Genomic DNA, 14,738 nt, shown 5'->3' with positions numbered 1-14,738 from the left:
TTCGATATTTAAAAGCTACTTCTTAATTAGGACTTACGTCTGATAATTCTGTTGTACTTCCTTTTGCCCCTAAATCCCCTAAAGGGGACTTTTAGCATCCGGATTAAGCTGCGTCCAAGTCCCCTTTAGGGGATTTAGGGGCAAAAGCGAAAGTCCTACTTAATATCGAATCATAAATAGCGAATATTGAATAACGAAGGAAAAACAAACCCTACAAAACCATGAAAAAAGCAACCTTCGCCCTGGCCCTGCTGGCGGGCGTTATGACCCTCATGAGCCTTTCGAATGCAGGCTCGAAACCCGGCAAATGGGTGTCGCTGTTCGACGGAAAATCCACGAAAGGCTGGCACAGTTACCTGAAAGACAAGGCCATTGGCTGGAACATCGAAGACGGAACACTGACGCCCGACGGCACCGGCGGTGACCTCGTGACGGACAAGGAATACGAAAATTTCGAGCTGGAATTTGAGTTTAAACTGCCGCCCAAGAGCAACAGCGGGGTGGTTTATAAAGTGATCGAAGATCCGGCGAACAAGGCCACGTACTGGTCCGGCCCCGAATACCAGGTGATCGACGATACCGGTTACCAGTTGGGCGACGGTGCCAAGCTGAAAGGCAGCCAGTTGACGGGGGCCAACTACGACATGATTGCGCCCAGCGACCTGACGATCAACAAACCCGCCGGGCAGTGGAACAAAGGCCGGATTGTGGTGAACAACAACCACGTCGAGCATTACCTGAACGGCAAGAAAGTGGTGGAATACCACTACGGCGGGGACGAATGGCAGAAGATGGTGGCCGGCAGCAAGTTCAAAGACTGGAATTATGCCAAAGCCCACACCAAAGGCAAAATCGCGCTGCAAAACCACAGCCCGAAAGAAGTGGTCTGGTATAAAAACATCCGGATTCGGGAGTTGTAGGATAGTAGACAGTTTTTTTAACGGGGTGTTTCCGGACGGTTTTTGAAACCGTCCGGAAACACCCCGTTTTTATAGTACGAAAAGCGCGTTCACCCCAGAAACGCCTGAATTTTGTCCCGGTAATTGCGGGTCCATTTCAGCGTCTGCCCCAGCTTGAGGTGAACGATGTAATCGCCGTTGAAATGGGTTTCCACCTCCTGAACGTAGGCCAGATTGACAATGTGTGAGCGGTGCATCCGGACAAACTGGTTCGGATCGAGCCGGGTTTCGAGCTTCGTCAGGCTGTCGTACACGATGTGCTTGCCGGTGGCCGTGTGCAGGGTGATGTAATTGCCGTCCGCATCCAAAAACTGCACGTCGTTCAGATTCACGAAATACATCCGGCCCTGCTCCTTCACCAGCACCCGCGACAGGTATTCGCGCGGGGGTGCGGGCGTGTGCGCACTCAGCAGTTGGGCCAGCAGAGCCTCGATTTTGGGCTGGTTCTGGTTGTTGAGCCGCTCGATGGCCCGGCCCAGTGCCTGTCCGAAGCGGATTTCATCGAAAGGCTTGAGCAAATAATCGATGGCGTTGACTTCGAAAGCCTGGAGGGCATACTGATCGTAGGCCGTCGTGAACACCACCGTCGGCTGGTGGTCGGGCCAGACTTTCCGCAGCACGCTGAAGCCGTCGAGCCGGGGCATCTGAATGTCGAGAAAAATCAGGTGCGGGCGGTGAAGCAGAATTTTCTGCACAGCCTCCAGTCCATTGGCCGCTTCGTCGACCACCCGGAGCATGGGCGTGTCGGCCAGCAACGTACGGATCACCTCGCGGGCGGCCAGTTCGTCGTCAATGATGAGCGTGTGATACGGATTCATGGGTTACCGTTGAATTTAACAAAGAACACTGGCAGGGAATCCGCAGGCTGACGGTGGTGGTGCCGCCCGGCGGCTGATCGAACTGCATCGTCGCCTGTTCGCCGTACGCTTTTTCCAGCCGCGAAAGGGTGTTGGACAGGCCCAGGCCCATCCCGGACGTATCGTGCAATTGTTCCTGACCCAACCCATTGTCGAACACCTGAATCACGACGGTATCGCCAAGCCGTTGCGCTGTGATGCGAATCAGCGCCCCTTCGGTGAGGTCGGCAATGCCGTGGGTGATGGCGTTTTCGACGATGGGTTGCAGAATCAACTGCGGCAACAAGCATTCTTCGGCTTCGGGCGCAATTTCGTACTCGACCATCAAGCGGTCTTCGAAACGAATTTGCTGGATCGACAGGTACTGCCGGGTCAGCGTCATCTCGTCGCGCACCGAAATAAAGTTGGCCTGCTGACGAACCAGCACACTCCGGAGCAGGTCGCTCAGCGTCGTCACCATTAGGGCGGCCCGGCGGGTCTGGTTTCGCAACATCAAACTGACCACCGTATGGAGCGTATTGAACAGAAAATGAGGATTCAACTGCATTTTCAATGCCTGCAACTGCGCATTGGCCAACTGGCTCTTGAGCTGTTCGTTGACCAGTTCGGCCTGCAAATGTTGCTGTTTCAACGATTGCAGTTGGTAAACGTGCGTCAACACGGTGTAGCAAACCACCAGCAACATATACTGGGCAAACGCATTGCCAAAACTCAGAAAAAAAACCGTCATCACCCGCCGGACGGTGATCACCTTCCCCTGCTCGTGGGCAATGGCGGCTCCCAGCAACAGATGTTCCACCACCAGTTCGACCCCATACAACACCGCAGCAACCAGCAGATGCGTCAGCACCTGGGTGATAAACCGGTTGGCACGCTGGGTTTTCAGCAGCGAAAACCGCTGGGCGCAGAAAATGACCAGGGGCGTTGCAGCCCACCAGTACAACAGCTCGATCAGCCAGTAGAGCGTATCGGTGAAATACAGCCGGGCGTTGGGCGTGAGCAACCAGACCATAACGGCCTGACCATACCAGATCAGCGAAAAAAAACTCCAGTAGAAAAAACTGTACCACCAGAACTGGCGGACGGTCAGCGGCAGACCCGAAGTCTGCAACAAGCGATCGATGGCGGATTTCATGTGTGAACAGAACGACGATAACCGGGTTCCGGCGACTCTCTCCAATGACAAAGCAATTTTTCTTCCACTCCTCCCTTTCTTCCAAACAAATACACGGCAGCCCGCGCGGACTGCCGTGTAAAACCGGGTAGGACACCTACCCTACTGAACAATCAAGTGTTTCGTTATCAGCACTTTCCCCTCAAGAATCACCAGATACGTTCCACTTCGCAGATTCCGAACCGGCACGGTTATTTCAGTGGCATGTTCGGCCACGTCGGCGGTATACACCACCACGCCGACGTGATCTTTCAGCATCACTTTCCGAATCTGGGTATCTACAAAATTATAGCGAACCAGCACCTGTTCCTGACCCACCGCCGGGTTGGGATAAATCATGATGCTTTCACTGGCATCACTCAGCGTCGCCGAATAAGTCGTTTTGCATTGGCTGACGAGGTCGGTGACCACGACGGAATACGTACCCGCCGGAACTTCCCAGATGTTCAGGGTGGTGGCGCCATTGGACCAGTCGTAGGTATAGATGCCACTTCCGCCCGTAACGTTCAGGTTGATGTAGCCCTTGCCGTTCAGGTAGCTGACGTTGGCCGTGACGTCCGGTGCCGAGCCGGAGCCTTCCAGCGTCACCTCTTTTTCAATCTGAAAACCGCCGTCGCCTTCTACTTTGATGCGGAAGGTCCCCGGCACCAGTCCCCCAAATTCGGGGTTGTTGATCCCGGCCGGATTGGGCTCGCCATTGATAAAGAATTTATTGTTACCACCCGAACCCTTCACGGCGGTTACCCGGATCTTTCCATTGGGCGCACAACTGGGGTTCTCAGGGGTCAGCTCGATTCCGGGAATGACGATGGTGAAGGAAGACGTGGTGCTACAGCCCGTAGCCGCATCGATCACCTCCACCTGGTAGGTGCCGTCGAGAACTTCCCACAAATTTTGGGATTCCGAACCTTCCGACCATTTGTAGAGGTAAATTCCGCTGCCACCGGTAACCGTCAGATTGATGTACGCTTTTTCATTTTCGATACTGATCTCCGCCTGAACGACCGGTTTTTCGCCCTTGTCCTGCACGGAAACGGTTTTGGCGAACCGGAAATCGCCATCCCCCGTAATAACAATCTCGTAATCGCCCGCAGCCAGGTCGCTGAACACGGGCTGGTCGGCCCCCGCCGGATTCGGTTTTCCATTGATGGTATACTTCGTGTTACCTCCCGAGCCAGTAACATTTTGTACCTCGATCCGGCCATTGGGTTTACACGTCGCGTCGGTCACCACAAAGTCCGCGCCAGCGGTTCCGCCTGTTGCGATGATGGACGCTTCGATGGTACACCCGCTCACCTGATCCGTCACCGTGACGCGATACGAACCAGGTGTTACGTTAGCTAGATCTTCTGTGTTGCTACCATTCGACCAGCGATAGTTGTACGAACCGCTGCCGCCCGAAACGGTTAAATCCAGCGTCGTCTGATTCTGCACAATGGCCGCCGATAGCGGATTGGTGCCTCCACCGATGGGTACATTTTCGTAATACAGAAAACCGTCGTTCCCTTCGATCCGCAAATCGTATTTTCCGGGGGCCAGATTGCTGAAAACCGCCACATGCTCCCCGGCCGGATTGACCACGTTGTTCAGGTAAAAGGTATACCCCGAAACCGCTTCGCTGCCGTTGATGGAAACCACCCGAATGGCTCCGGTAGAACCGCAGGCGGCATTTTGCGCCGTCAGTTTGACATCGGCGACATTGCTGCCCCCCGCTTCGATGTCATCGACCCAGAAATCGTAGGCCTTGTCCAGTCCGGTCGACAGAAAACCGATCCGCGTCACCTGCTTCGTATCAATTTTGTCACCCGCCAGCAGCGCGCTCATTGGAACCCGAACACGCTGGTAATCACCGCTAAAACTCGTCACATAGCCCCCTCCGCGCACCGGCACGGGCGAGGTGCTTGCGGCTGAACGATCTTTCAAAAACACCTGAAAATCGAAGTTTTCTCCGGGATTGCTGACTTTCACGTAAAACGTTACGTAGCCCTTGGTACTCAGGTCTTTGATAGCTTCGTCGTTGGTGTTTTCGTTCCAGTCCCAAACCATAGCGGCAAAACCGTTGTCGGCCATATCGAAATGCATTTTCATGCTTTTGGGAGCCTTGTTGCCGTTGGCTTCATCGACTACGCAGGTCGTCACGGTGTTGAGCGTAGTCGGTTTCCCGGTATTCACCACATCGCCATCCCACAGCACCACCGAACTGGCGGGCTCATTCACCGTGAACTGAACGGACGCATCGGCGGAGTTCCCCTCGGCATCCACAGCCGCAATATTGAGTTGCTTTGTGCCTTTGACAACGCCCGACGGAACCGTTGCCGTTGCCGAATACCGGCCGTTTTCGAGCGTCATGGCCTGTTTATTGGTAAGCCCCAGCGGAGCCAGATCGACGGTTACCGCCCGCAGGTTGTTGTCCGGGTCATCTACCTGCGCAAAAACCGTAACGGTCGTTTTTCCATCGGCATATCCGGCGGTCGGTGTAACCCCCGTTTCGCGGATAACGGGTTGCAAAACCGGGTTGGAATACGGCAGCACCCGCACGTCGTCGATCCACACATCGAACGGTTTCTGAGCCGTGTTGCAGTTAAAATTCAACTGCCAGATCTGTCCGAGATCAATTTGCGAGTCGGTCGTGAAGGCCGACAGCGGAATTTTAACCCGCGTGTAGCCACTGGAACTCAGCGAACCGAGGTAGCCGCCCTGCTTCAGCCATACGGTGTTGGAGGTGTGCATTTGCGCCGTAGCATCCCGCAGACTCACTTCGATATCGGAATTTTCGGGCGCATTGGATTTGAGGTAAAACTCCAGGGCGCCGAAATCCCGGATGTCCCGGGCATCGGCGGGGTTGTCATTGTCCGTCAGCCGCCAGGTCATGGTGTTGTAGCGGTTATTGGCGTGTTCGAAGTGCATGAACAGACTGCCCGGCTGGTGCTGTCCACCGGTTTCGCGCCGTTCTATTTTTGCATTTCGCGCCTGCGTATCACTCGGATCGTAATAGGAACCGCCGGTGCCCCGCTTGATTTCGTCGCCATCCCAGATCACGGTTTCCGCCGTCCGCCTGATGACCCGGTACGAAACGGCGGCTTCGGCGGTGTGGTTGGTCGCATCCTTCGCGGTAATTTTAATGGATTTCGATCCGGCCGCGGTTCCAACAGGCACCTGAACCGACAGGCGATACAGCCCCGCTTCCGTCGAACTGGCCGTAAACGCCACAGCAGCAGCCCCGCCCAGCGGACTCAGATCGGCCATTACACCCGCGAGATCATTGTCACTATCGGCTACTTTGGCCATTATCTCAAACGTTGCCGTCCCGTCGGAATAGCCCGCCGACGGATTGATCGTCGTTTCGGTAATGTCGGGATAAATGGCAATATTTTCTTCCGACAAAACGAAATGGCAGGCCGTCAACGCTGGCAGTACGTATTCGAAGGTATTGTTGTTGATAGTTCGAACGCTTTTCAATTGTTTCAGGACCGGGCTGGAATTGTCGAACGCCCAAACCGTGGCACTTTTGTATGACCGACTGCCGCCGATGGTAAAAGTGGCGGTGATGGGGCCATCCTGGTTTTTGCTGAGGGCCACGACGTGCAGTTTCGCATCGTCACTGCCGTTGATGGACGCAAAAACCGAGGTATTGACCAGATCATTCGTGCCTGACTCCACCGAAGTATCACCAAAGTGACCACCCTGACCATCATAGTTGCGGTACAGGTCAAACCCAGATTTGATAAAATCCACGACGCCACCCCAGTACGTAGCCAGGTAAACGCCCTGCTTTCCAAAGATTCCCAGCGCGTCGGCCTGGGCAATCCCGCCGGAAGCGTGCGTCAGACCCATGTAGCTGTATTCGGTAATGGCCAGTTTCGTTCCCGGATAATACTGCCCGATGTGCTGGTGCATTTTGGGCAGAAAGGGCAAAAACAGTTGCCGTTTGACCGGATCATCGCTCACGAACGTCCCTTCACTATACGTCGGGTCCCACAACGAACGGGTCATGGCCATGCGGGCGGCATTGTTGGCGTAGTCGGTCCGGTTGTCGGTCGGACGAAGGCCGTCATTTCTCCGTTCCGGATACCAGTGTACGTCCAGTACGTCGAGCAACCGCTTTCCGCCCTGTTGTTCTTTTTCCCGCATCTTCCCCAGGTACAAATCCAGAAAAATGGGATAATTGCCCTTTTCCTGGTCCCAGTCGGGTGCAAATTGCAGGTTTTCAAACTCAGAGATCCCAAACGACGCGGGGCCGAAAACTTCGGCCGTGGGGTCCATTTCCTTGATGCGCTGGGCCAGTTCAAAGGAGTTGTCCATCAGGTAGCGAACGCTGACCGGCGTTGTGCCCCACATCCGGCTGTGGGAACTGGCCCACAAACCCGGTTCGTTGTCCAGCGCATAGCCCCGAACACCCCGCGCGGTGTTGCTCCGGCCAAAGTGGTGTTGCAGATAATTCAGTTCCTCGTCCACGTACACCTCGCCATCGTTGACATCAGGCAGCAGGGTAAACGGGCTGGGTTTGCGGTATTTGACAGCCGCCCAACGGCTTGATGGAGCCGCCTGCTCCGGCGTAACGGCCCCGTTTTTATCCTTCGTCACGTATTTCGCCATGGGAAGCGTCACCAGCGAGTAGGCGTTCTGATTCAACGACCGCTGATGAAATGTCGACAGGGCGGCTCCCGGAACATCGTATTGATTATCAGGCACATTCTGCTGTCCGGGGACGTAATTATCGCTTTCGTGAAACCAGTCAAAACCGGCGTTCGATGCATTATTCTCCCAGTTGTAGTTCGTAATGCGGTTGCCGCCCAGCCGTTTGGCGGTCGCGTGGGGATACTGATCGTTGGTGCCGTAAATCAGCTGGCTGATCGGCTTGCGGGAATTTTGTGGATTGATGCTAAAATTGACGCGGGTCTGGCTGTAGGCGTAGCGACTCAACAGAATGAGCATGAAGCCTAACAGGGGGAACTTCCAGAAAAGGCTTGGCTTCGTAAGCCGGAAGCTCCGAAACCGGTTGTTGTTTACAGGTTGTGGCACGGTGGTAAATGATAAGTGAATAGTGGACTTGTTTTGTTGTTATACTGAACGCCCGAACGAAGGGTAAAAAGGGGATTGATCCGGTTATTTATCAGACAAAATACGACATCTGAAATCCCGGAATTAAGCACAAATGGCTGAACTGGATTTTCTATTATTCAAACGGGGGTTTGCAGCGGATGAAAAGAAGGCAGGATGCGGCTTGGGTACTCAGCCCGGTTCCGGAAAACAAATTGTGCTACTACAAACCGTAAAATTCCGTATCTTCCCCCCAAAATTCCTAAGCCTTCATGAAAAAGTACTTTATCTTCCTGACCGGTTTTTTGCTGGCCTTTACGCCCCCTTCCCGCGAACCTATCGGCAAGGAAATGGCAGCCGCCGTGACCTCCTTCCTGAAAACCCTCGATGAAGAACAGCGCAAAGTGGCGCTATTTCCGTTCAACGACGACGAACGGTTTGTGTGGTTTTACACGCCGGTTCCGCGCAAAGGGCTGTCGATGAAAAAAATGACGCCCGAACAGCAGAAAGCCGCCATGGCCCTGGTGAAACTGGCCATGAGCGAGCAGGGATTTGAGAAGACAACCGCCATTATGGACATGGAAAATGTGCTGCGCGTTCAGGAAAACCGCCCGCCGAACGACACCCACCGTGATCCGATCAACTACTTTTTCACGTTTTTTGGCGAACCGAACAGCAAGGAACCCTGGGGCTGGCGGCTCAATGGGCACCATTTGCTGTGGCAATTTTCGTCGCTGACGGGCAAAATATCGGGCATGACGCCCACCTTCCTCGGCAGCAATCCCGACATCGTCCGGGTCGATGTGCCGCAGAAAGGCAAGCAAATTCTGAAACAGGAAGCCGAGTTGGGGCTGGCGCTGGTCAACTCACTGAACAGCGACCAGTTAAAGATGGCCCTCATGAGCGAAACGTCTCCGCAGGAAATTTTCTCCACCAACGTTCGGAAAGTATCCATCGAAAAAATGGAGGGCATTCCGTTTCCGAAACTGACGGAAAGCCAGCAGAAAACCTTTCTGACCTTGCTGGATACCTACCTGAACAACTACCACGTGACGCTGAAGAACCAGCAGATGGACAAACTGAAAAAAATCGGGCTGGACAAACTGGTGTTTGCCTGGGCGGGTGACCGGCAACCCGGTTTTGGTCCCGGCAAAGGGCAATATTACCGTATTCACGGCCCTACGCTCCTGATTGAGTACGACAATGCGCAGAATCAGGCGAACCACACCCACACCGTAGTGCGGGATTTAACCAGTGATTTTGGCGAAGATGTGCTGGCGGAACATTACAAATCGCAGCATAAGTAAGGAATCGACTGTAAAGGTAACGCGAATAATCCCGTAGGGATGGTCAATGTTGTAGCCTGTCGATTGACAACCAAAGCCAGTAAGTCCCGTAGGGATGGCCCATAGACTAGTCAATCGGTCGTCCCTACGGGACTTACTGGCACTATTTCTTAGCTTGTTTTTCTACAAAATCAGTCATCCCTACGGGATTTCACTGTAAGTCAGCCACTTGCCGCTTATTTTATCCATGATTCGGGGAATTACGAAACCGGTGGCAGCAATTTTCCGGGGTTCATAAGGTTGTTGGGGTCGAGGGCCTGTTTGATTGCCCGCATTACGTCGAGGGCTTCGCCGTGTTCCTGAGCTAGATACGCCAGTTTTCCAATGCCGATTCCGTGCTCACCCGAACAGGTTCCTTCCAGTTCCAGCGCCCGCTGAACCAGGCGCTCGTTCAACGCTTTTGCTTTTTCGAACTGACCGGGTACTGTGGGGTCGATGGGAATCGACAAGTGAAAATTGCCGTCGCCGACGTGTCCGAGAATGGGGGCAAACAGTCCGGTTGCAGCAATGTCGGCCTGGGTATCGACAATGCATTTTGCCAGCCGCGAAATCGGCACACAAACATCAGTCGACATCAGTTTAGAACCGGGAACCATCGCCATGGCCGATGGAGCGGCATCAGTCCGGGCTCGCCACAGTTTCAAGCGGGCCGCTTCATCTTTTTCCCAAATAAAATCGGTGGCACCAAACGAGCGGGCAAACGCCTGAACGGTCGTGATTTGTGCTTCTATTTCCGCCGGTGAACCATGAAATTCCAGTAATAAAGTTGGTTTTTCCGGATAATCGAGTCCGGAAAAACGATTGACGGCGTGCATCAGCAAGGCATCCAGCAACTCAATTTTTGCAATCGCCACACCCGCCTGAATCGTTTTAATAGCGGTATTCACTGCAGCTTCCACGTCCGGAAAAGAGCAAACGGCGGCATAAATCGTTTCCGGATAGCTGTGTAATCGGATCGTGAGTTCGGCCAGAATCCCGAGTGTCCCCTCCGAACCAACGAACAAACGGGTAAGGTCATAGCCGGACGATGATTTGCGGGCTTTGCTGGCGGTTTTAATCATCTTTCCGTCCGGCAATACCACCTTCAGCGACAACACATTGTCTTTCATCGTCCCGTAGCGAACCGCATTCGTACCCGACGCCCGGGTGCTGGCCATACCGCCCAGGGTGGCATTGACGCCGGGACCGATCGGAAAAAAGAATCCGCTCCCTTCCAGTCTTTCGTCCAGTTGATTGCGAGTTACCCCCGCCTGAACGGTGGCACACATATTGGCAGGGTCGATTTCCAGAATCTGATTCATCAACCGAAGATCAACGCAGACACCGCCCTTCAGGGCCAGAATGTGGCCTTCCAGCGAAGTGCCTGCACCGAATGGAATAACCGGAATCTGATGCATGCCACAAATGACAACGAGGGCTGCAATTTCTTCCGTCGAACGCGGGAAAACGACCCAATCCGGTGGCATACAGGTGTGATAGCTGAATCCAACGCCGTGTTCGTTTCTGATTTCGGTGCTTTCGGAAACCCGGTCACCAAAAAGATTCCGTAGTTCCGCCGAAACGGTTTGTTTGAGAAGATCGTCCATGCAGTTTTAGTCAAAATCAACTTTTTTTCTGCGTTCTTTGACTTCGCCCCGTTTTTTCTTCGCCACCAGTTTCTCCTCCCGCGATGCCTTCGTCGGCCGGGTGGCTTTCCGGGGCTTTTCTCTCTCAAACGCCTTGCGGATAAGCTGGTAGAATTTCTCGGTAACCTTGTCGCGGTTGCCCAGTTGGGTCCGTTCGGTCTGGTGATAAAGCACCAACACGCCTTCGGTGGTGATCTTGTTGACGAGTTTTTCGAGCAAAACCGCTTTCTCTTCCTCCGTCAACACCGCTGAGTTGGGAATGTCGAAGTATAATTCGGCTTTTGTCGCTACCTTGTTCACGTTCTGACCGCCTTTGCCCCCACTGCGGGCAAACTGGAATTGTAATTCGGGGAATAATCGGGTTGGGTCCATGTTCTGCAAAAACTTGACAAAGCTACAAACAATCCCCGACACCAGCGGTTCAGTTTTCAGGAATACGATAGAGCATTCGAGCAAAATGGAGCCCCAAAACGATTTTTTAGACAACCTTCCCAACACAAGCGAACTGCTTGATAATACGATCGATACCCTGACCAACGGCATTGATCTGGAAACCGGCAAAGCCGATACCAGCCTACTTCAAAAATGGATCGACATCCTGAAACAGACCGAAAACACGCAGCCCCTGAGCGAAAAACTCTCGGAACTGAGCGACGCCCTGACCACTAAAGCACCTGATCAGGCCACAACCCAGCGTCTCCTGAATGAAATTGCCGACGCCACGACTGAATACGCAACCGAAGTAGGCCCCGAAGGCGAGCTACCCTCCCAATTGGAAGGCGTCGCAGCGGCTTTGCGCAACCTGGCGATTCAGCTCTCGTAAGGCGGTTTTAGAGGTCGATCTGCATCTTGATGTTCGACCGTTGGTAGGGAGACGGCCCGGATTCGACCTTATAAAAACCTACTTTTTTATACAACTCCAGGGCGGGAGTCAGGCTGGTGTTGGATTCCAGATAGATCTGTTTGGCCCCCATTTGCCGGGCCACTTCCAAGGCGTGCAGACAAAGTTTTTTCCCAATCTGTTTGCCCTGGGCTTCCGGTGCCACGGCCATTTTGCCCAGTTCATAGATTTCGCTGCTGTTTTTAAGCAGCGCACAGGTTCCCACAATATCACTCCGATACCGGGCAAAAAATACCCGTCCCCCTTTGGCAATCACGTATTCTTCGGGGTTGCTCAAGGCACGAATATCGGGTTCTTCCACTTTGAAATACTTCTCAATCCAAGCCAGATTCAACTGCTTGAACTGTTGGCGATAGGCCGGATCGAAATCAATGATTTCCACTTCGTCGAGCTGTTTCATTGTTTCTTCCATTGCGAAAATGAGGTTATGACGCTGGTTGTTAATTAGTTTGATATTTTTTAATTCATTGATCGGTGGTGTTTGAGGATAAATGACAGGAACACTGATTGGACGGATGCAACAGATTTTCGCGGATCATATCAGTTTAAATCCGTTGCATCCGTCCAATCAGTGTTCCTATCTTAAATTCCAGTAGATCAGCAGATTCAGCGTGGCCCGACCGGATGCAATCAGATCCAGGTCGCCGTCACCATCGAGATCGGCGGCTTGCAGGTCTTCAGCCGCCATCATCACGCTGTCGTCCAGGACGTGTTCCTGCCAGGTATGCAGCGTTTTATCGGGCACAAAAAGCCGTACGCCCACTTTCTTCTCGGCATTCGGGTTGCGCCAGCCGACGGCAATCTGGTCAACGCCAAGTTTCAGAAAATCCCCGCAGGCCAGCGCGTGTCCCTGGCTGAGTTTTTCGGTCAGCGTCTGTTGAACACCGTACATCAGCTTGTCGGGCGCATCGGCAATCGGGCCATTTTTGTATACCACGAGTTTGTTCCCGTGCATGGGTTCAACGGCGGCCACAAAGGGCATTTTAGCAGTTTGAAAACCACGGCGCACCTCTCCCATGCCGTTTCCGGCCCCAATCCAGCGATCCACGGGCGTCCATTTCCCATTGCGATAGGCCACCGTCTTTCCGCCTTCCTTGCTGCCGATCAGCATCCGGGTTTCGGCACCATCCTCCCAAATCTCGAAATTGTGGGTCATGTGCATCGTTGAATCGACCAGTTGCATCCGCCACGGATCGCGGGGATTCATCGGTTTTTCGTAACCCAGAATCCGCACACCCCGCCCCTCGCCGTTTTTATTCCCCAAACCGTGCAGCGGCACCACAATCAGTTGATACAGGTTTGGTCCCACTTTTGCCCAACGCATCCGGTGGGTCGTCACTTCGTGGTGCAGCCGAACGGCTTCCCAGATTTGGGTGGGGTCTTTCGGGCGAATCAGGTAAAAAACCGCCCCGGATTTGGTGGAATCGCTGGTTTCGGACGGGTTCCAGCCCGCTCCGACCGCCACTTCTACCTTGCCATCGCCGTCGATGTCGCGGGCGGCAATGCAGACGTTATCCTGCGGGGTCAGATTCTGCGCCATCACGTGCCGCTGCCACGCGTCAGACGATTTTCCCGGATTGCGGTACCAGACAATTTCTTTCTGGTCGGCCATCAGAATATCCGGTTTTTTGTCACCGTCGACGTCACCGATGGCTAATCCGTAGCCAATATCAATCTGATTATCAACAACCTGTATCTTGAAATTAGGATTCTGGGCGTAGAGCGGCCCGGCAAGCAGAAAAAATGCGGCTATTTTTTTCATGGGAAGAAAGGCAGGGTTCGTAGATAGACCTTTCTCCAATATTCGGCATTCACCCGGCAATAATCAACAGTTCCGGCCTATTCCTTTTTTCCGCTCCAGCGCTCACCCAATTGCAGCACTTTATAAGGCGTCTGCTGCCGCTCTGCTTCGCGAACAAACTGGGCGGGATCTTCAGTATTGAATTCAAACAGGTGGTAATGATGCGGAATAACCAGACCGGCACCAATCGCTTTTCCCAGGCGGGCGGCTTCTTCCGGATTCAGGTTTCCGGCCACGCGCCGTTCGGGTTTGTTGCCATTGATGGGCAAAAAAGCCACGTCGATTTGAAACGGTTTCAGCGTTTCCACCAGCCCGTCATACCAAAGGGTATCCCCGCTGTGATACACCGTCCACGGTCCGGCCTGCACCACAAACCCCATAAATTTGCAACGTCCCTGATCGTCACGTTCCAGGCTGTTATGAGCCGCCGGAACGCCGTGGAACGAAAAACCAGCCACTTCGGCGGTTTCGCCGTCGTTCAAACCGATGGAAAAACCGGGATCACGCTTGATTCGGTCGGCTACAAAAAACCGGTTGGCTTCCGGAATGACGAACTGAATGCCCGGGTTGGCACCAAACAACGGAAGCAAGGTTTCCGCGTCCAGGTGGTCGGTATGGTTATGGCTCGACGTGACGACATCGATCCCGGTGAGTTGCCCCGGATCAACGACGCGTTCCGACATCCGAACGTGCGGCTTGTCGGTCTGGGCGTATTTAACCGACAGCGAATCGGACAAATACGGATCAAATAACAACCGTTGCCCCTGCCATTGCAGCAAAAAACCACTCTGCCCCAACCACCAGATATGGAGCTGATCGGGTTGGGAACGGGCGGTTTCCAGATCCGAAAGAAAGGTTTGGTCTTTTTGGAAAGCAGGGATTAAATCGTTCATAGAATGGTAAAACTCTAGCTTTTTGCTCCGTTCCCTAAAGAACGGTCGGTCGGCCACTGCCGGACTTTTAGTAACCAAATTAAACTGCGTTCAAGTCCCCTTAGGGCAGGGGGCGATTCATTGAACGTCCTACTTTTTAATT

General features: G+C 53.6%; 11 protein-coding genes. 3 read left to right on the top strand and 8 right to left on the bottom strand.

What is annotated here, in order from left to right; all coding sequences use genetic code 11:
• Positions 1–263 precede the first annotated feature (263 nt).
• Positions 264–920, top strand: a complete 657-nt coding sequence (locus ACO064_RS24605; protein ID WP_421831063.1) for a 3-keto-disaccharide hydrolase — start codon at positions 264–266, stop codon at positions 918–920.
• An 89-nt stretch (positions 921–1,009) separates the two neighbouring features.
• Here the strand turns inward: ACO064_RS24605 and ACO064_RS24600 are convergent, their stop codons facing one another.
• The 3 genes from ACO064_RS24600 to ACO064_RS24590 all read right to left on the bottom strand — a co-directional run bounded on the left by ACO064_RS24600 (position 1,010) and on the right by ACO064_RS24590 (position 8,012).
• On the bottom strand, positions 1,010–1,777 hold the full coding sequence (locus ACO064_RS24600) for a LytR/AlgR family response regulator transcription factor (RefSeq protein WP_421829856.1): 768 nt from the start codon (positions 1,775–1,777) through the stop codon (positions 1,010–1,012).
• Positions 1,749–2,951 (bottom strand): sensor histidine kinase, encoded by a 1,203-nt coding sequence (locus ACO064_RS24595; protein ID WP_421829855.1) that lies wholly within the window; start codon positions 2,949–2,951, stop codon positions 1,749–1,751. Before ACO064_RS24595 ends, ACO064_RS24600 begins: the two co-directional genes overlap by 29 nt.
• Positions 2,952–3,092: 141 nt before the next feature.
• Positions 3,093–8,012: a glycoside hydrolase family 44 protein gene (locus ACO064_RS24590; RefSeq protein ID WP_421829854.1), complete on the bottom strand. Its 4,920-nt coding sequence runs from the start codon at positions 8,010–8,012 to the stop codon at positions 3,093–3,095.
• A gap of 290 nt (positions 8,013–8,302) precedes the next feature.
• Between ACO064_RS24590 and ACO064_RS24585 the strand changes: the two genes are divergently transcribed.
• A complete protein-coding gene (locus ACO064_RS24585) occupies positions 8,303–9,337 on the top strand; it encodes a DUF3500 domain-containing protein (RefSeq protein WP_421829853.1) in 1,035 nt (344 codons plus the stop codon).
• Positions 9,338–9,576: 239 nt separating this feature from the next.
• On the opposite strand, the gene ACO064_RS24580 is transcribed toward ACO064_RS24585, so the two are convergent.
• Positions 9,577–10,962, bottom strand: coding sequence for an FAD-binding oxidoreductase (locus ACO064_RS24580; RefSeq protein WP_421829852.1), 1,386 nt, complete (start codon positions 10,960–10,962; stop codon positions 9,577–9,579).
• A 6-nt stretch (positions 10,963–10,968) separates the two neighbouring features.
• On the bottom strand, positions 10,969–11,373 hold the full coding sequence (arfB, locus tag ACO064_RS24575) for an alternative ribosome rescue aminoacyl-tRNA hydrolase ArfB (RefSeq protein ID WP_421829851.1): 405 nt from the start codon (positions 11,371–11,373) through the stop codon (positions 10,969–10,971).
• 13 nt (positions 11,374–11,386) lie between these two features.
• On the opposite strand from arfB, the gene ACO064_RS24570 reads away from it, so the two are divergent.
• Positions 11,387–11,824 carry a hypothetical protein gene (locus ACO064_RS24570; RefSeq protein WP_421829850.1) on the top strand — a complete coding sequence of 146 codons (438 nt, stop codon included), beginning with the start codon at positions 11,387–11,389 and terminating at the stop codon, positions 11,822–11,824.
• A gap of 7 nt (positions 11,825–11,831) precedes the next feature.
• Here the strand turns inward: ACO064_RS24570 and ACO064_RS24565 are convergent, their stop codons facing one another.
• The 3 genes from ACO064_RS24565 to ACO064_RS24555 all read right to left on the bottom strand — a co-directional run bounded on the left by ACO064_RS24565 (position 11,832) and on the right by ACO064_RS24555 (position 14,596).
• Entirely contained in the window at positions 11,832–12,302 is a 471-nt protein-coding gene (locus ACO064_RS24565; protein ID WP_421829849.1) for a GNAT family N-acetyltransferase, read from the bottom strand.
• A 177-nt stretch (positions 12,303–12,479) separates the two neighbouring features.
• A complete protein-coding gene (locus ACO064_RS24560; protein ID WP_421829848.1) occupies positions 12,480–13,664 on the bottom strand; it encodes an FG-GAP repeat domain-containing protein in 1,185 nt (394 codons plus the stop codon).
• Between the two features lie 77 nt (positions 13,665–13,741).
• Positions 13,742–14,596: an MBL fold metallo-hydrolase gene (locus tag ACO064_RS24555; RefSeq protein ID WP_421829847.1), complete on the bottom strand. Its 855-nt coding sequence runs from the start codon at positions 14,594–14,596 to the stop codon at positions 13,742–13,744.
• Between the last annotated feature and the right edge of the window lie 142 nt (positions 14,597–14,738).

Source organism: Larkinella sp. (assembly GCF_965227735.1).
Lineage (GTDB): Bacteria > Bacteroidota > Bacteroidia > Cytophagales > Spirosomataceae > Larkinella.
This window is presented reverse-complemented; position numbering and strand designations above follow the sequence as displayed.

Coding starts and splice junctions, on each gene's coding strand:
- ACO064_RS24600 (WP_421829856.1), bottom strand. CDS start 1,777: ATGAATCCGTATCACACGCTCATCATTGACGACGAACTGGCCGCCCGC.
- ACO064_RS24605 (WP_421831063.1), top strand. CDS start 264: ATGACCCTCATGAGCCTTTCGAATGCAGGCTCGAAACCCGGCAAATGG.
- arfB (WP_421829851.1), bottom strand. CDS start 11,373: ATGGACCCAACCCGATTATTCCCCGAATTACAATTCCAGTTTGCCCGC.
- ACO064_RS24555 (WP_421829847.1), bottom strand. CDS start 14,596: ATGAACGATTTAATCCCTGCTTTCCAAAAAGACCAAACCTTTCTTTCG.
- ACO064_RS24595 (WP_421829855.1), bottom strand. CDS start 2,951: ATGAAATCCGCCATCGATCGCTTGTTGCAGACTTCGGGTCTGCCGCTG.
- ACO064_RS24580 (WP_421829852.1), bottom strand. CDS start 10,962: ATGGACGATCTTCTCAAACAAACCGTTTCGGCGGAACTACGGAATCTT.
- ACO064_RS24565 (WP_421829849.1), bottom strand. CDS start 12,302: ATGAAACAGCTCGACGAAGTGGAAATCATTGATTTCGATCCGGCCTAT.
- ACO064_RS24560 (WP_421829848.1), bottom strand. CDS start 13,664: ATGAAAAAAATAGCCGCATTTTTTCTGCTTGCCGGGCCGCTCTACGCC.
- ACO064_RS24585 (WP_421829853.1), top strand. CDS start 8,303: ATGAAAAAGTACTTTATCTTCCTGACCGGTTTTTTGCTGGCCTTTACG.